The sequence below is a fragment of the Pseudomonas sp. genome (assembly GCF_050739775.1).
Taxonomy (GTDB): domain Bacteria; phylum Pseudomonadota; class Gammaproteobacteria; order Pseudomonadales; family Pseudomonadaceae; genus Aquipseudomonas.
This window is the reverse complement of record NZ_JBOICA010000014.1, coordinates 51657-68238: the sequence shown is the minus strand read 5'-3', so window position 1 is coordinate 68238 and position 16582 is coordinate 51657. Positions and strand designations below refer to the sequence as shown.

Sequence of the window (16582 nt, the reverse complement as noted above, 5' to 3'; positions counted from 1 at the left end):
GAATTCAAAAGGTTTTTTTAGTGAAACAAGCCCAGGGGCGGCTGGCCTGCCGCCCCCGGAGCCTGCCATCAACCCTCGGTCGGACGCATCGCACCGAGGTTGGCCATGATCAGGCTGGCAAACTGCTCGACGGTCATCTTCTGGCCGTTGAAGTCCACCATGCCGTCGGCATAGTGCAGATTGGCGAGGATGTCGTTGCCTTGCACCGTGGCCATCTGACTCTGCAGCGCGATCATACCGACCATCTCACCCGCCTGGGACGCTTGCTGGGCAAGCACTTGCGCATCGCTCTGGCCCTCGAGACGGGCCTGCAAGGTGGCCAGGTCGCCAATCATTGGCTTGGACAGCTGCAGCTTGCTCTGCACCTGAGTGATCATCTGCTTGTACAACTCCGCTGGCGGCAGATCCAGGGAAGCCGGTTTGTCCAGCTCGACACTCAACCTGAAGTGGCTTTCACCATTGGCAGTCTTGAACGAGAAGTCCTCCAGGGCAATGTGCGGCTTGGCAGCCAGCATCTGCTGAACGTTGGCGCTGACCTGGGCTTTTTCCGCCTCGGTCATCGGCAATGACGGTATTGCCTGGCCTTGGGCTGCTGCGGCTTGAAATTCCGGCAGACGGCTCTGGTACCAGACAATCAGGGCCTGCATAGCAGGTATATCAAGGTTCTTCATGCTCCAGACCATCTCACTGGAACCTACCGGTTTGCCGTCAAAGTTGATATCGCCAACTTTGTAGACCATGTTGCCGGAAAACTTATCGCCGTCGGCCCGGTACTCGTTGTTCTGCTCAAGGTGCTTCATGAGCAGCACTTTCTGCTGCTCACCCATGGCCGCACTGGCCTCGCCCAGGCCCATGTTCATGGTACCAACATAGAAACCAAAGGCGGTCTTGCTCATGTCGCCGACAAGGTTCAGGCCCTTGAGCTCCAGCTTCAACGGCGCATTGTTCGCGTCAATCAGGTTCAGGCTCAGGCTAGCCGAACCGCCACTGAACTTGATCTGCTCGGCATCCCGGGTACCGCTGGCCTGGACCTCCAGCCCCGAGAACTTTATGCGTGAAGCACCCGCCTCGTTCAGCTCCATTGGCGGCATGCTCAGCGTGCCGTCTGTCGAGCCGTCGTAACCCAGGCTGTTCTGGCCGTACACCGGCGCAACATCACCACTGGCGGCAAACCACTCGGCGGTGAGCGCATCTTTTTCCAGGGCATAGTTGCTGCTAGCCATCACTGGCATCAGTTTCAACGCCTTGAGCCGGGTCCAGGGCAAGGGGCCATGCTCGATGCGATCGACAAAGCCCAGCTCGAAGCTCTGCAGCTGATCACCGACCACCATGTCCTTGACCTTGACCCGGTAATGCGCAGTGCTTGAGTACAGGTGCGATTCCAGCGACGCCAGTTCCAGGGTAACGTTACCGGCCACCCCGGCCGACTGAGAGAGCTGGGCGTTGGCTTGCGCCATGGCCTTGCCGAGCACTTCGGGCAGTTGCTTGCCGGTGTACCAGGCGCCAGCTGTGCAGGCTGCGGCCAAGGCGACTACGAGCGCTGAAAGTACACCTACTGTCTTCTTCATGAATTGTTCCGCTTGTCCATTTGTTGAGAGTTGTTGCAGCAAGGCCTGTGGCCTATTCGTTGACGTCCATGAACTCACGGGCCCAGACGATGTAGTCGCCAGGTACCGTGTAGGTATGGGTAAGTTCGGTAGCGCTGAGGTCCGAGGCGCTGCTGGTGATCCGGCGCTGTTCGCGCAGGCAGTCGTAGGTGGCCTTGATAGCGGCAAAGTAAGCGCCATGGCCGTCCACGGCAATGCGTACGCCCAGTTGCGCCAGGCGCGCATCGTCGTGCAGCTGCGGGTTGCCGTAGGTCACCAGCATCAAGGGCACACTCAGGTGCGTGGCAATCTGCTCAAGGTGGTCGAAATCGCGGATGCCGACCATGCACAGGGCATCGGCACCCGCGTTCTGGTAGGCCACGGTACGGGCAATCACTTCTTCGACCGGGATCAGCGCAGCGTTGGTCCGGGCGATGATCGCCAGCTCCGGGTCGACGCGTGCCTCCAGGGCCGCACGGATCTTGCCGACGCCTTCGGCAATGCTGATCAGGTCGGTGGACTTGCGCCCGAACTGGGCCGGCAGCAGGGTGTCCTCAATGGTCAGCGCGGCGATACCGGCACGTTCCAGCTCGGTTACCGTACGCATTACGTTCAAGGCGTTGCCATAGCCGTGGTCGGCGTCGGCAATCACCGGTAACTGGGCCACTCGGCCAATACGCGTGGCCTGCTCGGCAAACTCGCTGAGGGTGATCAGGGCAAAATCAGGTGCGGCCAGCACCTGCAGGGAAGCGACCGAACCACCAAGGATACCTACCTCAAAACCCAGGTCTGCGGCGATTCGCGCCGACATCGGGTCAAACACGGAAGCCGTGTGGTAACAGGCAGGTGAAGCAAGGAGTTGACGAAACGCGCGACGCAGGTCTTGGTGGGAGGCTCTTGGCATGGTCTTTCCAATCTATCGACTTCATTTATTGGACAGAACATACCACTGCAGGCCCTATGGCCGACAGGGTCAGATACCCGGCTTTTGCCAGTTCAAGTGCGCTGCTGGGCGCGTTTGAGGGTTTCGCTGGGCAACTCCTTGAACAGTTGCTGGTAGCTGTTGGAAAACCGCCCCAGGTGCCAGAACGACCAATGCATGGCCACTTCCGCCACCGTACTGCCCCCCGCCCGGCTGCCAAGCAGCTCACGGCGTGCGCTGTTCAGGCGACGCAAGCGCAGCCAGTGCGCCGGGGTCATGCCGGTGAAGGCCTTGAACGCCTGTTGCAGCTGGCGCAAAGACACGCCGGCGACCTGCGCCAACTCCAGCAAATTGAGGGTGTCCTCGGGGCAATCGGCGGCCCACTCGCCGACCCTGCGCATGATTGTACGCTCTTCGGCGCGCCGCCACAGGGCACCGCGATCCAGGCACACGCAGGCGTTGTCGAGGATAAACAGGCAATCTTCGAACAACTGCTCGGCCAAGGCTTCACGGCTCGGCGGGTCGATCTCCTGCCCCAGGCGCGTCAGGGTACTGCTCAACCAGCGCCCGAACAGTGCGTTCTGCATCGAGTTGAGCGGGGCCATGAACAGCCCTTCGAGACGGGTGATGTCCAGACTATGGCGCTGGACGAACTCCGGACCGAACACCACGGCCACTTCCTGGTAGTTCTCCGGCGTGATCCAGATGTTGCGGCTCTCGCCGTTGAGCAGGTACAGGCTGTTGTCGGTGCGATCGAAACAGAACGCCAGGGCACCAGCGGGTGCGCTGAAATTCTGCTCGACCCGGGTGTTCATGAACTCTTCGTAGACCTCCACCCCGTGCAAGTCCAGGCAACGAATCTGCCCGGCGAAATGCCCGGGTGACATTTGCTGGTAATGCTGGGTCCAACTGGGCGTGGCACGCACTTGTTCGCCTACGTCGGCGGTGCTGAAAGCTTGTACCTGGAACGGATTAACCGCTGTCATGAGCTGCTCGTTACGCACTCTTTTGGTGCGTTTTATCCTGCGAAAAGTGGATAGATGGATGTGCAAGGCTCACCCAAGATAGACCTCAACGCGCTGCAGGGGAAGTCGTCCAGACGGCATACCGGCCTTGATAGCTGGTCCTGGCGCGGAATAAAACCAATAACGAGGTCTTTATGAATGCCCCTTTCGATCAGCTGTCTGCGTGGCTGAAAGAACACAAGATTACCGAAGTCGAGTGCGTGGTCAGTGACCTGACCGGTATCGCCCGCGGCAAAATCGCACCCACCAACAAGTTCCTGCATGAGCGAGGCATGCGCCTGCCGGAAAGTGTGTTGTTGCAAACGGTAACCGGGGATTTTGTCGACGACGACGTCTACTACGACCTGCTTGATCCCGCCGACATCGACATGATCTGCCGCCCGGATTCAGCCGCCGTTTACGTGGTGCCGTGGGCCATCGAGCCGACCGCCATCGTCATCCACGACACCTTCGACAAGCAGGGCAACCCGATTGAACTGTCGCCGCGCAACGTCCTGAAAAAAGTCCTCAAGCTGTATGCCGACAAGGGCTGGCGGCCAATCGTCGCGCCGGAGATGGAGTTCTACCTGACCCAGCGTTGCGAAGACCCTGACCTGCCCCTGCAGGCGCCACTGGGCCGTTCGGGCCGCGCCGAAAGCGGTCGGCAATCGTTCTCCATTGATGCCGCCAACGAATTCGACCCGCTGTTCGAAGATGTCTACGACTGGTGCGAAGCCCAGGGCCTGGACATCGACACGCTGATCCACGAAGACGGCCCGGCGCAGATGGAGATCAACTTCCGCCACGGCGACGCCCTGGACCTGGCTGACCAGATCACCGTATTCAAACGCACCATGCGTGAGGCGGCCCTCAAGCACAATGTCACCGCCACCTTCATGGCCAAGCCTGTCGGCGACGAACCAGGCAGCGCCATGCACCTGCACCAGAGCGTGGTCGACATCGCCACCGGCAAGCCGATCTTTGTCAATGAAGAGGGGCAGATGAGCGAGCTGTTCCTGCAGCACATCGGCGGCCTGCAGAAGTACATCCCCAAGGTGTTGCCGATGTTCGCCCCTAACGTCAACTCGTTCCGCCGTTTCCTGCCCGATACCTCGGCACCGGTGAACGTCGAGTGGGGTGAAGAAAACCGTACCGTAGGCTTGCGCGTGCCAACCTCCAGCCCAGAGGCCATGCGCGTGGAAAACCGCCTGCCGGGCGCTGACGCCAACCCTTACCTGGCGATTGCTGCGAGCCTGCTGTGCGGCTACCTGGGCATGGTCGAGAAGATCAATCCCAGCGCCCCGGTCCAGGGCCGCGCTTATGAGCGGCGCAACCTGCGCCTGCCGATCACCATCGAAGACGCCTTGGCACACATGGAAGATTGCCCGAGCGTCGAGCAGCACTTGGGCAGCAAGTTTGTTCGTGGCTATGTGGCGGTCAAGCGTGCCGAACACGAAAACTTCAAGCGCGTGATCAGTTCCTGGGAGCGGGAGTTCTTGCTGTTCAGCGTCTGAGCCCTACCGCGTAACAAACATCGATAAAACAATTCCAAGAGGTGTCGATATGCGTTCATTGAAAACAGTTGCAAGTGCGACCCTGGCGCTGCTGGTCAGCGCCGCAGCCCAGGCCCAGCCCAGTGTCAGCGTGTACAACTGGACCGACTATATCGGTGAAACCACCCTGGCGGATTTCCAGGGCAGTACCGGTATCAAGGTCATCTATGACGTGTTCGACTCCAACGAAACCCTGGAGGGCAAGTTGCTGGCCGGTCGCACCGGCTACGACGTGGTCGTGCCTTCCAACCACTTTCTGGCGCGTCAGGTCGAAGCCGGCGCGTTCCTCAAGCTCGACCGCGAGCAATTGCCGAACTGGAAGAACCTTGACCCGGTGCTGCTCAAGGCCCTGCAAAACAATGACGCCGGTAACCAGCATTCGGTGCCTTACCTGTGGGGCACCAACGGCATCGGCTACAACGTCGACAAGGTAAAACAGGTGCTGGGGGTCGATCACATCGACTCCTGGGCGGTGATGTTCGAACCGGAAAACCTGAAGAAGCTCAGCCAGTGCGGCGTGTCATTCATGGACTCGGCCGACGAACTGTTCCCGGCGATCCTCAATTACATGGGCATGAACCCACGCAGCAGCAACCCTGAAGACTACAAGAAGGCCGAAGCCAAGCTGCTGACCCTGCGCCCCTACATCACCTACTTCCACTCCTCCAAGTACGTCTCGGACCTGGCCAACGGTGAGATCTGCGTGGCCTTCGGCTACTCGGGCGACGTGTTCCAGGCTGCCAACCGCGCCAAGGAAGCCAACAACGGCGTCAAGGTGGCCTATGCCATTCCCAAGGAAGGCAGCAACCTGTGGTTTGACCTGCTGGCCATCCCCTCAGACGCCAGCAATCCGAAAGAGGCCTACGCCTTCGTCAACTACCTGCTCGACCCGCAAGTGATCGCCAAGGTCAGCACCGTAGTCGGTTATGCCAACGCCAACCCGGCGGCCAAGCAGTACATGGATGCTGAACTGGTCAACAACCCCGAGGTGTATCCGCCGCAAGAGGTGCTGGACAAGCTGTACGTCTCCAGCACTCCGACCCCGGCGATCATGCGCCTGATGACCCGCTCCTGGAGCAAAGTGAAGTCGAACAAATGAACCAGCAAGCCACGATGAATCCTGCTGCGCAACATGCCAGCTCCTACTACCGGGCATCGGTCGGTCCGATGCCTGAACACCTATCACTGAATGCTGAGCTGAGCGCCGATGTGTGCGTGATCGGCGGCGGCTTTACCGGCGTCAACACCGCCATCGAACTGGCCCAGCGCGGGCTGTCGGTGATTCTGCTGGAGGCCCGGCGCATCGGCTGGGGTGCCAGCGGCCGCAACGGCGGCCAACTGATCCGCGGCATCGGCCATGAGGTCGAGGGTTTTGCCCGGTATGTTGGCCAGGACGGGGTGAAGTACCTGCAGCGAGCCGGCATAGAGTCGGTTGAGGTGGTCGCCAAGCGCATACAGGCACATGGCATCGACTGCGACCTGCGCTGGGGCTTCTGCGAACTGGCCAATACCCCGGCCCAGTTCGCCGCTTTTCGCGCCGAGCAGGACAGCCTGGCAGCCTTGGACTATGGCCATGAAACGCAACTGGTCGGCCCTGAGCAGATGCACGAAGTGGTCGCCTCCGCGGTTTACGCCGGCGGCTTGATCGACCGCGGCTCGGGCCACCTGCACCCGCTCAATCTGGTGCTGGGCGAAGCGCGTGTGGCAGCCACCCTGGGGGTGCGGATCTTTGAACACAGCCCGGTGCTGGAGATCAACCACGGCGCTACCGTGCAGGTGCGCTGTGCCCAGGGCAGTGTGCGTGCTGGCAGCCTGGTGCTGGCTTGCAACGCCCACCTGGACGAACTCGAGCCGCGCCTGAGCGGCAAGGTACTTCCCGCCGGCAGTTACATCATCGCCACCGAACCGCTGTCAGCGGCGCTGGCCAATGAACTGATCCCACAGAACCTGGCGCTGTGCGACCAGAAAGTCGGCCTGGATTACTACCGGCTCACGGCGGACCGGCGCCTGCTGTTCGGCGGCGCCTGTCACTACTCCGGGCGCGACCCGCTGGACATTGCCGCGTACATGCGACCGAAGATGCTCAAGGTTTTCCCGCAACTGGCCGACACGCGCGTCGAGTTCCAATGGGGCGGCAAGATCGGCATCACTGCCAACCGTTTCCCCCAGGTTGGCCGCTTGTCTCAGCACCCCAATGTGTACTACGCCCAGGGCTATTCCGGCCATGGCCTGAACGTCACCCACTGGACCGCGCGCCTGCTGGCCGAGGCGATTGATGTCGGCCACAGCCAGGGCATGGATGTGTTCAGCGCGGTACCACACATGACCTTTCCGGGGGGCAAGGCCCTGCGCTCGCCGCTGCTGGCGTTGGGGATGATGTGGTATCGGCTGCGTGAGGTGCTGGGCTGACTGCACCCACCCCCATGACCCGTGCTGCAGCCAAAGCAGGTGAACGGCAGCTGACTTCAACCGGCTGCCGGCAACACGCTCAAAGGATCGATCGGCTTGCCGTTCTGGCGAATCTCGAAGTACAGCTGCACACGCTCAGCATCCAGAGAACCTGCCTCGGCAATCTTCTGGCCCTTGCTGACCGTCTGCCCTTCCTTGACCAGCAATTTGCTGTTGTGACCGTAGACACTGGCGTGAGAGGTGCCGTGCTGGAGAATGATCAGGTTGCCATAGCCGCGGATATTCACCGCGAAGGCCACTTTGCCGCCCAGGCTGGCATAGACCGGCTGGCCCTCGGTGGCGGCAATGCGGATGCCCTTGTTGAGTTTGTCGGCGGCTGAGAAGCGGCGGATCACCGTGCCTTTCACCGGCCAGTCCCAGCCGCGCAAGTTCACCTTGGTGACGGCTGCGGGCTTACTCTTGCTGGCGCTCGTGCTGATGGTTCGGCTCGGCGCCTTGCCACCACCAAAGCGGATGGTCTGGCCGACATTCACCGCGTAGGGCGGATTGATCCGGTTGAGGCGCGCCAGCTCCTTGAAGCTCCAGCCATGGCGTGCGGCGATCGAGTACAGCGTGTCGCCACGCTTGACCTGGTACACCCCACTCACGACTTTGCTGGCAGAGGCACCAGGGTCCGGGGAGTGGGAACTACATGCAGATATCGCCAGCACACAGGCGATCAGAACAATCCTGAAAAACACACCACTTCCTTTACCCGCAGACACCATTGACGAGGCGGCCACTATAAATCAGTCCGTGGTGGCCAGTGAAAGCAATCGAGATTGGAAATATTTACTTACAATCACTGCTACTGGTAATGATTCTCACCTGTGTGCAAGAATGGATATGATTGTTAATGAGTCTCAATAATAAATGCATCTTGATCTCACCAGGCCTCCCTCAACATGACAAGCTCGCTCGCCCTCACTCGCTCATCCCGCCCCTTCATGGCTTCAGCACTCAGTCTGGCCGTTGCTGCCACGAGCAGCTATGCGCTCGCCGAACAGTCCCGGCAAAAGCCTCTGCAACTGGACAACATCAACGTCGACGCCGAGCCCGGCAGCCCCTATAAAACCGAACGCTCGGCCTCCAGCAAAATCGCCACGCCGCTGCTCGATACACCGCAGACCATAACCGTGGTACCTGCACAGGTGATCCAGGAGCAGCAGGCACTGAGCCTGCGCCAGGTGTTGTCCAACGTCTCCGGCATCACCTTCAACGCCGGCGAAGGCGGTGGTGGCTCGGGCGACAGCATCAACATCCGCGGCTTCTCGGCCAACAGCAACATCCAGATCGACGGCTTGCGCGACAGCGCCCAGACCAACCGCACCGATACCTTCAACGTCGAGCAGGTCGAAGTCATCAAGGGGCCGAATTCGGTGTTCGGCGGTGCCGGCACTACCGGCGGCAGCATCAACATCATCAGCAAGCAGCCCCAGGACCGGGCCTTTACCCGCCTGGGTGGCAGTGTCGGGACCGACAACTACTACCGCATGACCCTGGACAGCAACCAGCCGCTGGAAGGCGTGGGTGACAACAGCGCGTTGCGCATCAACCTCATGGGCCACCAGAATGACGTGGCCGGACGTGAACAAATCGAGCGCGAACGCTGGGGCATCGCACCTACCCTGCGCCTGGGCCTGAGCGAGTCCACGCGCCTGACCCTCAGTGCGTTCCACCAGGTCGATGACAACTTGCCCGACTACGGCGTACCGGCCCTGGATGGCAAGCGCCTGGGCGGCGTCGGTCGTGAAGACTATTTCGGCTGGAAGAACCTCGACAAAGAGGAAATCGAGCAAAGCGCCTTCACCGCCAACTTCGAGCATGACTTCAACGACAACCTGCGCCTGCAGAACCTCACGCGCTTCAGCCACATCGCTCGCGACACCACAGTGTCCGCTTCCCAAGTCAACACCGCGGGTGTCCCGGCGGGCCGTTACCGCCCTGCCGGTCCGCAAGGCTATGGCCGCGACGCTACCACAGAAATGTGGATCAACCAGACCAACCTGATCAGCAACTTCAATGTGCTGGGCATGCGCCACGACCTGGTCACTGGCATGGAGGTTTCGCGAGAAACCCTGGACCTGAAAACCTACGGTTACGGCCTGAGCAATGCCCTCTACCCGGCCAACGGTTACGACCTGAGCAACCCGCCCGGTCATTGGTCGGGGCCGGCCAACAAGACCACCAGCGGCTACACCGAAACCGAGCTGACCAACCAGGCGCTCTATGTGTTCGACACCATTGCCCTGCACGAGCAATGGGACCTGAACCTGGGGCTGCGCTATGACAAGTTCAAAGGCCAAGCCCAGGGCTACTCTGCCGCTCACGTGAAAACCTCCGACCTCGACTCCACCGACGAGGAGCTCAGCGGTCGTGCCGGCCTGGTCTACAAGCCGACCGAGAACGGACGCATCTACCTGGCCTGGGGCAACTCCTTCAACCCTTCGGCCGAAAGCCTGGCCTCCAGCGGTGGTGGCCTGAGTGCCGCGACCGAAAACCTCGCCCCGGAGAAAAACGAAACCTGGGAACTGGGCACCAAATGGGAGCTGCTGGACAAGCGCCTGGAGCTGGACGCTGCGCTGTTTCGCGTAGAGAAGACCAACGCTCGTGAAACCATGGCCGACGGTTCGACGCAACTGGCCGGCAAGCAACGCGTGCAAGGTGTGGAAGTGGGCGTGACCGGGCACATCACCGAGCAGTGGGATGTGTTTGCCAACTACACCTTCCTCGACAGTGAAACGCTCAAGGCCGCCAACACCGCAGCCGGTATTGCCCGTGAAGGCCAGGCGCTGGGTAACACCCCGCCGCGCTCGCTCAACCTCTGGACCACCTACGAACTGCCTGCCGGCTGGACCCTCGGTTATGGCGCGCGTTACGTCAGCGAACGCAACGTAACTTCCAGCACCAGCGCCAAGCTCGATGCCTACTGGCTGCACAACGCCATGGTCGCCTACCGGGTCAACGACGACCTCGACCTGCAGTTGAACGTCAACAACCTGTTCGACAAGGACTACGTCGAACGTGTGCGCCAGCAAAATGGTACCAGTGCTCGCTCTTCGGCCATCGAATACGGCGATGCGCGTTCGGCGATCCTCTCGGCCACCTACGCGTTCTGAATGGATGCAGCAGCCCTGTACGCACGGGGCTGCTGCCAGAGACAGAGTCAGTGCGGCAAGAACCGCAGAAACGAAAAAGCCCGCGACCTTTGCAGGATGCGGGCTTTTTCTTACAGCGTATGGTGGGTCGTGTAGGATTCGAACCTACGACCAATTGGTTAAAAGCCAACTGCTCTACCAACTGAGCTAACGACCCGTTGGATGGCGCGTATAGTACTGATTTCTAACAGGAAATCAATACCCCATCGCACATTAATTTAAAAATATCGCGTTGGGTCTTCGACACACGCCGCTTTAAAGCCGTCGGCACGCAGGCGGCAACTGTCGCATTTGCCACACGCGCGGCCTTCATCGTCGGCCTGATAGCAGGAAACCGTCAGGCTGTAATCGACCCCACGGGCGATACCAGCCTGGACGATCTGCGCCTTGCTCAGGTTCTGCAGCGGCGCCTGGATGCGGAAGCCCTGGCCTTCGACACCGGCCTTGGTGGCCAGGTTGGCCATGCGCTCGAACGCCTCGATGAACTCCGGGCGGCAATCCGGATAACCCGAATAGTCCACGGCGTTGACGCCGATGAAGATATCCCGCGCCCCGAGCACCTCAGCCCAGCCCAGGGCCAGGGACAGGAACACGGTGTTGCGCGCCGGCACGTAGGTGACCGGAATACCCTCACTCGGTGCCTCGGGAACGTCGATGCTGCTGTCGGTCAGGGCCGAGCCGCCGATGCCGTCCAGGTTCAGGCCGATAACCTTGTGCTCGACCACGCCCAGGTCACGAGCTACCCGCGCTGCGGCGTTCAGTTCAGCACGATGACGCTGGCCGTAGTCGAAACTCATGGTGTAACAGTTGTAACCTTCAGCCTTGGCCATCGCCACCACAGTGGCCGAGTCGAGGCCACCGGAAAGCAGGATTACCGCACGTTTCTCAGTCATTGCATTCACTCCTGTCAGCGTCCCGGCTCATCGTTCCAGAGCAGCTTGTGCAACTGCATCTGAAAACGAACCGGCAAATTGTCGGCTACGATCCAGTCGGCGAGATCCGTGGCGCTCACCTGATGATGGCTTGGCGAGAACAGCACTTCGCCCGCCCGCTTTTCAAGACCGTACTGAATGAGTTTGGACACCGCCCAGTCGTAGTCTTCACGCGAACAGATGACGAACTTGACCTGATCGTTTGGGGTCAGCAGCTCGATGTTCTCGTAACGGTTACGGTGCACTTCCTCGGAGCCAGGGGTTTTCAGGTCCACGACCCGGCTGACACGAGTGTCCACCTTGGAAATATCCAACGCCCCACTGGTTTCGAGCGAAACGTCATAGCCTGCATCACAGAGCTGCTTGAGCAGAGCAATGGCATTGGGCTGGGCCAACGGCTCACCACCGGTGACGCAGACATAGCGCGGCCTGAAGCCTGCAACCTGCTCGAGGATCGAATCGAGGGTACGAATGCTGCCGCCGCTGAAGGCGTATTCGCTGTCGCAATACTGGCAGCGCAGCGGGCAGCCGGTGAGACGGACAAATACCGTGGGCAGGCCAGCGGTACGCGTTTCACCCTGCAAAGAGTAAAAAACTTCGGTAATTCGTAATGTGTCTTGCATAGTCGCCACGGGCGTAACAGCTAAACAGGCTGTCCGCCTCCGTCAGGCACTGCTGAGAACCCGTCATCGCGTAGTTCACAGCAGCGTATATCAATAAAAGGGTAGAGATTCTAACGAAAAAACCCGCGATTCGCGCGGGTTTCTTTTGAAACGGCTGACTTAGAGTTTCTGCAGGTCGCGCTGGGCCAGTTGTGCAGCCGAAGTACCCGGGTACTGGGTAATGACTTGCTGAAGAATACCTTTGACCCGGTCAGTGTGACCCAGGCGGCGTTCTACGTCGGCCAGCTTGTACAGCGAATCCGGCACCTTGTTGTGCTTGGGATACAGCTGGCTGACCTTGGCAAAGGCTTGCCCTGCCGCTTGCAGGTCGCCCTTGGCCAGGTTCACTTCACCCAGCCAGTACTGGGCGTTGCCCGCGTACTGACTGTTGGGGTACTTGCGCAGGAAGGCGTTGAACGCCTGGCTGGCCTTGTCGAAATCCTTGGCTTTGATCAGGTCAAAAGCAGCGTCGTAGTAGAGCTTCTCTTTGGCCGGATCGCCAGGTTCGCTACTGGCTGCAGGTTGTTGCGCGGCGGCGGCACCTGCAGCGGCGCCGGTGGCTTCGCCACCTGCGGGAGAATTCTGTGGAGCCTCGGCAGGAGCACCGGTTCCGATACGCCGATCCAGGTCCTGATAACGTTCCAGGCTTTCCTGTTTCATGCGCGCAACATCGTTTTGCAGCTCTTCGATGATGCCTTGTTGACGCGACAGCTGATCCTGCATCTGCTGCAGTTGCATGAACAGCTGACCCTGCGCCGAGGCAGGGGCCGTAACCCCTCCCCCGGCGTAGGCGCCGTTCGTACCATAACCCGATGGCGGATAGCTGCTTGCGCCGCTATAGCCAGCGTTGTCATCAACAACAGGAACCTCAGCCCAAGCCACGAGTGGCAGGCTGAGCGCCAGGACGGTTACAGCACGACGGCACATTCGCATATCGAATTACTTACGCAGTTCGACGCGACGGTTCTGAGCCCAGGACTGCTCGTCGTTGCCGGTGGCAACTGGACGCTCTTCGCCGTAGGAAACCAGTTCCAGTTGGGCAGGAGAAACGCCTTGCAGTACCAGGTAGCGCTGAACGGCTTTCGCACGACGCTCGCCCAGAGCCATGTTGTATTCGCGAGTACCACGCTCGTCGGTGTTACCTTCCAGCACGACGCGAGCGCCGTTGCCTTTCAGATCCTTGGCATGAACGTCCAGAGCGCGCATGGCTTCTGGCTTCAGGTCCGAGCTGTCGTATTCGAAGTAGAAGGTGGTGATTGCGCGCAGAGCTGCTTCTTCGCTCAGGCTGCCGTCAACAGCGCCAGTGTTGGCACCGTAGCCAGCGTTAGGATCAACAGCGCCTTGACCAGCGTCGTCGCCGCCTTTCGAAGAGCAACCTACAGCTACGGCCATGGCCAGAGCCAGCGCAGCAAACTTACCAAACTTCAGCATTTCCATCGTGAAACTCCTAATGAACCCCAATGTGTTAAGTACAACGTAAAGCGCCGCGTCAGTTCAGGTAAGGGGACCAGGACGGTTCTCTGACTTCGCCTTGAGCGGTAGGAAGCGGGAGCCTCACGCGTCCGTTGAGAGAGACGAGCATCAAGACTCCCCGGCCCTGCTGGCGGGTGGCGTAGATTAGCATGGTGCCGTTGGGCGCAACAGTAGGAGACTCATCAAGACTTGTTTCTGAGAGAATCTTTACACTGCCGCGTTGCAAATCTTGTGCAGCCACCTTGAAGTTGGTGAACCCTTGTTGACGATGAATCATCACCAGAGTCTTTTCATCCGCCGAAAGTTTAGGGTTGGCGTTGTAGTTACCGACAAAAGTTACACGTTCGGCGCCACCACCAGAAACACTGGTTTTATAGATCTGTGGTTTGCCGCCACGGTCGGAAGTGAAATAGATGGTCGAGCCATCTTTACCCCAGAACGGTTCGGTGTTGATACCTGGACCTGCAGTAACGCGCGACAGCTGACGCGAGCCCATGTTCATCACGTAGATGTCCGGGTTGCCGTCCTTGGACAGCACGAATGCCAGGCGCGAACCGTCCGGTGACCAGGCCGGTGCACCGTTGAGGCCTTCGAAGTTGGTGATCTGCTCACGACGACCAGTGTCGATATGCTGGACGAAGATGCGTGGACGCTTCTGCTCGAACGACACATAGGCAATACGCTTGCCATCAGGTGCAAAACGTGGCGACAGGATCGGCTCACGCGATTGCAGCAGGGTCACTGCACGGGCACCGTCGTAGTCCGAACGTTGCAGGGTGTAGCGGGTGTTGTTGGCGGAGAAGCGCTCAGCCGTCACGTACAGCATGCGGGTGGAGAACGCGCCCTTGATGCCGGTGAGCTTCTCGAACGACTGATCGGCAATGTAGTGCGACATGTCGCGCAGCTGATCGACGCCGCCCGAGACGCTGCCGGTCAGCACTTGCTGCTCGGTGGCGACGTTGAACAGGGCGTACTGCACCTGCAGGCGACCGCCGGCTGGCACGATGCTTCCGACCATGACGTACTGGGCGCCCAGGGCTTTCCAGTCACGGAAGATCACTTCGCTGGCCTGGCTTGGCTGACCGATCATGTTCTGCCGTGGAATCGGCGAGTAATAACCGGAGTTGCGCAGGTCATTACCAATGATGTCCGCCATGTCTTCGGGCAGCACGCTACCGCCCTGCAGAGCGAAAGGCACGACCGCGATAGGCGTGGCACGATCACTGCCGCTGGTGACCAGAATGTTCTTTTCTTCTGCCACGGCCATTCCCGCTGCGCAGCAGAGAACGACCAGCAGTCCTCGAAGAAGTTTAATCACAAGGCTAGATCCTCAGGTGTGAATGTCATCTTGAATGAACGATAGGGATTGAATTCGCTCGGTTTCAAGCCCTGCATCTCGGTTAAACGACCAATGTTCTTGACCGCGGCAACTGCCGAGCTGTCAAACGGACCATCACCACTGGAGCGGGCTACGCTCACTGAAGTAATGGTGCCATCAGGCAGCATGCCGATCTGCAGAACCACCGTCATGTTCTTGCGCGCAGAAGGCGGACGTGCCCAGCCCTCGGCCGCACGCGCTCGGATCAGGTCGTCGAAGTCGCCGGCTACCTGGTCGCCCTGCTCGTCAGCCAATGCCTGTTGCCGTTCGGTGGTATCGGACAGAAGCTCGGCCAGGGCCTGGGCTTTCTTGTCTTCCGCCGCCTTGCGGGCTGCATCCTGTGCCTTCTTCTTGGCCGCATCAGCTGCAGCTTTCTTCTTCGCGTCTTCAGCGGCCTTTTTCTTCGCTTCTTCGGCCACTGCTTTCTTCTTGGCATCCTCGGCCGCCTTCTTCTTGGCGTCCTCGGCTGCTTTTTTCTTGGCCTCTTCAGCCGCCTGCTTCTTGGCCTCTTCGTCAGCCTTTTTCTTGGCTTCCTCTTCGGCCTTTTTCTTGGCGATATCAGCCTGTTGCTTTTCGGCGGCCTTCTTGGCCTCTTCGGCTTTCTTGGCTTCGGCGGTTTTCTTGGCTTCGTCAGCCTTCTTGGCTTCCTCGGACTTCTTCGCCTCGGCTTCGGCGCGCGCTTCTTCGGCCTTTTGAGCAGCTTCTTCCTTCTTTTGTTCCGCAGCTTTTACTGCCTGCTGCTCGACCTTCTTCTGTTCCATCTGTTCTTCTTCGGTCTGACGCGAAGCGGTTTTCTTCGCTTCACCCGCAATCTTCTGATTGGTCTGGGTGGTGGCCTGACTTTTCGATTTCAGCTGGTACAGGGTTGCCTGGACAATAGGCTTGGCCGGCGGCAGTTCCGGGGTCATGGCAAAACTGACGAACAGCATGCCGAACACCAGAACGTGCAGTGCAATGGCCCAGACACTGGGCCAGAAATAGCTTTCCGAGGCGGATGGCTCTCGCTGTTGCATCAGGGCGCCTCGGTAATCAGGCCAACGTTACCGACACCTGCCTTCTGCAACCCGCCCATGGCACCCATGACCGCGCCGTAGTCGACGGACTTGTCGCCACGGATGAAGACCTGAGTCTGTTTGCCCTGGTCACGTCCGGCGGCGATGATCTTGGTCACGGCGTCGGTCATTTGCGGCAAGGTCATCGCCTTGTCCATCTGCTTTTCGGTGTCGACTTCGCTGCCAAGGTTCCAGAAGTAGGTCTTGTCAGCCTTGATCGAAATGGTCAGGACCTGGACGTTGTTGTCCTGCGGCAAGGCTTCGCTGGAAACCTTGGGCAGGTCGACCTTCACGCCCTGGTTGAGCATCGGTGCGGTCACCATGAAAATGACCAGCAGTACCAACATCACGTCGATGTAGGGCACCACGTTCATCTCGGCGACCGGCTTGCGTTTGTGGCGAACTCGGGCCATG

General features: G+C 59.9%; 15 protein-coding genes and 1 tRNA gene. 4 read left to right on the top strand and 12 right to left on the bottom strand.

Annotated features, from left to right (window positions below):
- Positions 1-68: 68 nt before the first annotated feature.
- The 3 genes from ACRESH_RS09575 to ACRESH_RS09565 form a co-directional block, all read right to left on the bottom strand.
- On the bottom strand, positions 69-1568 hold the full coding sequence (locus tag ACRESH_RS09575) for a YdgA family protein (protein ID WP_431741757.1): 1500 nt from the start codon (positions 1566-1568) through the stop codon (positions 69-71).
- A 52-nt stretch (positions 1569-1620) separates the two neighbouring features.
- The gene (locus ACRESH_RS09570; RefSeq protein WP_431741756.1) at positions 1621-2490 is read right to left on the bottom strand and encodes an isocitrate lyase/PEP mutase family protein; all 870 of its coding nucleotides are present in this window, start codon (positions 2488-2490) and stop codon (positions 1621-1623) included.
- A 92-nt stretch (positions 2491-2582) separates the two neighbouring features.
- Entirely contained in the window at positions 2583-3494 is a 912-nt protein-coding gene (locus ACRESH_RS09565) for a helix-turn-helix domain-containing protein (protein ID WP_431741755.1), read from the bottom strand.
- 173 nt (positions 3495-3667) lie between these two features.
- Here ACRESH_RS09565 and ACRESH_RS09560 point away from each other — a divergent pair, with 173 nt between their 5' ends.
- From ACRESH_RS09560 to ACRESH_RS09550, 3 genes are read left to right on the top strand one after another with little or no spacing between them, the layout of a single operon-like run.
- A complete protein-coding gene (locus ACRESH_RS09560; protein WP_431741754.1) occupies positions 3668-5026 on the top strand; it encodes a glutamine synthetase family protein in 1359 nt (452 codons plus the stop codon).
- Positions 5027-5075: 49 nt separating this feature from the next.
- Positions 5076-6164, top strand: coding sequence for a polyamine ABC transporter substrate-binding protein (locus tag ACRESH_RS09555; protein ID WP_431741753.1), 1089 nt, complete (start codon positions 5076-5078; stop codon positions 6162-6164).
- Complete coding sequence (locus tag ACRESH_RS09550; RefSeq protein ID WP_431741752.1) at positions 6161-7474, top strand: NAD(P)/FAD-dependent oxidoreductase; 1314 nt, start codon at positions 6161-6163, stop codon at positions 7472-7474. Before ACRESH_RS09555 ends, ACRESH_RS09550 begins: the two co-directional genes overlap by 4 nt.
- 56 nt (positions 7475-7530) lie before the next feature.
- Here the strand turns inward: ACRESH_RS09550 and ACRESH_RS09545 are convergent, their stop codons facing one another.
- Entirely contained in the window at positions 7531-8214 is a 684-nt protein-coding gene (locus tag ACRESH_RS09545) for a peptidoglycan DD-metalloendopeptidase family protein (protein ID WP_431741751.1), read from the bottom strand.
- 204 nt (positions 8215-8418) lie between these two features.
- Here ACRESH_RS09545 and ACRESH_RS09540 point away from each other — a divergent pair, with 204 nt between their 5' ends.
- On the top strand, positions 8419-10632 hold the full coding sequence (locus ACRESH_RS09540) for a TonB-dependent receptor (RefSeq protein WP_431741750.1): 2214 nt from the start codon (positions 8419-8421) through the stop codon (positions 10630-10632).
- A 120-nt stretch (positions 10633-10752) separates the two neighbouring features.
- Here ACRESH_RS09540 and ACRESH_RS09535 read toward each other — a convergent pair.
- From ACRESH_RS09535 to tolR, 8 genes are all read right to left on the bottom strand, one after another.
- Positions 10753-10828 (bottom strand) — tRNA-Lys (locus ACRESH_RS09535).
- 61 nt (positions 10829-10889) lie between these two features.
- On the bottom strand, positions 10890-11564 hold the full coding sequence (queC, locus tag ACRESH_RS09530) for a 7-cyano-7-deazaguanine synthase QueC (RefSeq protein WP_431741749.1): 675 nt from the start codon (positions 11562-11564) through the stop codon (positions 10890-10892).
- A 14-nt stretch (positions 11565-11578) separates the two neighbouring features.
- Entirely contained in the window at positions 11579-12226 is a 648-nt protein-coding gene (gene queE / locus ACRESH_RS09525; RefSeq protein ID WP_431741748.1) for a 7-carboxy-7-deazaguanine synthase QueE, read from the bottom strand.
- 159 nt (positions 12227-12385) lie between these two features.
- Complete coding sequence (ybgF, locus tag ACRESH_RS09520; RefSeq protein ID WP_431741747.1) at positions 12386-13198, bottom strand: tol-pal system protein YbgF; 813 nt, start codon at positions 13196-13198, stop codon at positions 12386-12388.
- Positions 13199-13204: 6 nt separating this feature from the next.
- Complete coding sequence (pal, locus tag ACRESH_RS09515) at positions 13205-13702, bottom strand: peptidoglycan-associated lipoprotein Pal (protein ID WP_028943075.1); 498 nt, start codon at positions 13700-13702, stop codon at positions 13205-13207.
- Between the two features lie 52 nt (positions 13703-13754).
- Complete coding sequence (tolB, locus tag ACRESH_RS09510; protein WP_431741797.1) at positions 13755-15005, bottom strand: Tol-Pal system beta propeller repeat protein TolB; 1251 nt, start codon at positions 15003-15005, stop codon at positions 13755-13757.
- 47 nt (positions 15006-15052) lie between these two features.
- Positions 15053-16129 carry a cell envelope integrity protein TolA gene (tolA, locus tag ACRESH_RS09505; RefSeq protein ID WP_400173291.1) on the bottom strand — a complete coding sequence of 359 codons (1077 nt, stop codon included), beginning with the start codon at positions 16127-16129 and terminating at the stop codon, positions 15053-15055.
- The gene (gene tolR, locus ACRESH_RS09500) at positions 16129-16581 is read right to left on the bottom strand and encodes a protein TolR (RefSeq protein ID WP_028943072.1); all 453 of its coding nucleotides are present in this window, start codon (positions 16579-16581) and stop codon (positions 16129-16131) included. The genes tolA and tolR overlap by 1 nt, the downstream gene beginning before the upstream one ends.
- Between the last annotated feature and the right edge of the window lies 1 nt (position 16582).

Coding starts and splice junctions, on each gene's coding strand:
- ACRESH_RS09575 (WP_431741757.1), bottom strand. CDS start 1,568: ATGAAGAAGACAGTAGGTGTACTTTCAGCGCTCGTAGTCGCCTTGGCC.
- ACRESH_RS09570 (WP_431741756.1), bottom strand. CDS start 2,490: ATGCCAAGAGCCTCCCACCAAGACCTGCGTCGCGCGTTTCGTCAACTC.
- ACRESH_RS09565 (WP_431741755.1), bottom strand. CDS start 3,494: ATGACAGCGGTTAATCCGTTCCAGGTACAAGCTTTCAGCACCGCCGAC.
- ACRESH_RS09560 (WP_431741754.1), top strand. CDS start 3,668: ATGAATGCCCCTTTCGATCAGCTGTCTGCGTGGCTGAAAGAACACAAG.
- ACRESH_RS09555 (WP_431741753.1), top strand. CDS start 5,076: ATGCGTTCATTGAAAACAGTTGCAAGTGCGACCCTGGCGCTGCTGGTC.
- ACRESH_RS09550 (WP_431741752.1), top strand. CDS start 6,161: ATGAACCAGCAAGCCACGATGAATCCTGCTGCGCAACATGCCAGCTCC.
- ACRESH_RS09540 (WP_431741750.1), top strand. CDS start 8,419: ATGACAAGCTCGCTCGCCCTCACTCGCTCATCCCGCCCCTTCATGGCT.
- queC (WP_431741749.1), bottom strand. CDS start 11,564: ATGACTGAGAAACGTGCGGTAATCCTGCTTTCCGGTGGCCTCGACTCG.
- queE (WP_431741748.1), bottom strand. CDS start 12,226: ATGCAAGACACATTACGAATTACCGAAGTTTTTTACTCTTTGCAGGGT.
- ybgF (WP_431741747.1), bottom strand. CDS start 13,198: ATGCGAATGTGCCGTCGTGCTGTAACCGTCCTGGCGCTCAGCCTGCCA.
- pal (WP_028943075.1), bottom strand. CDS start 13,702: ATGGAAATGCTGAAGTTTGGTAAGTTTGCTGCGCTGGCTCTGGCCATG.
- tolB (WP_431741797.1), bottom strand. CDS start 15,005: ATGGCCGTGGCAGAAGAAAAGAACATTCTGGTCACCAGCGGCAGTGAT.
- tolA (WP_400173291.1), bottom strand. CDS start 16,129: ATGCAACAGCGAGAGCCATCCGCCTCGGAAAGCTATTTCTGGCCCAGT.
- tolR (WP_028943072.1), bottom strand. CDS start 16,581: ATGGCCCGAGTTCGCCACAAACGCAAGCCGGTCGCCGAGATGAACGTG.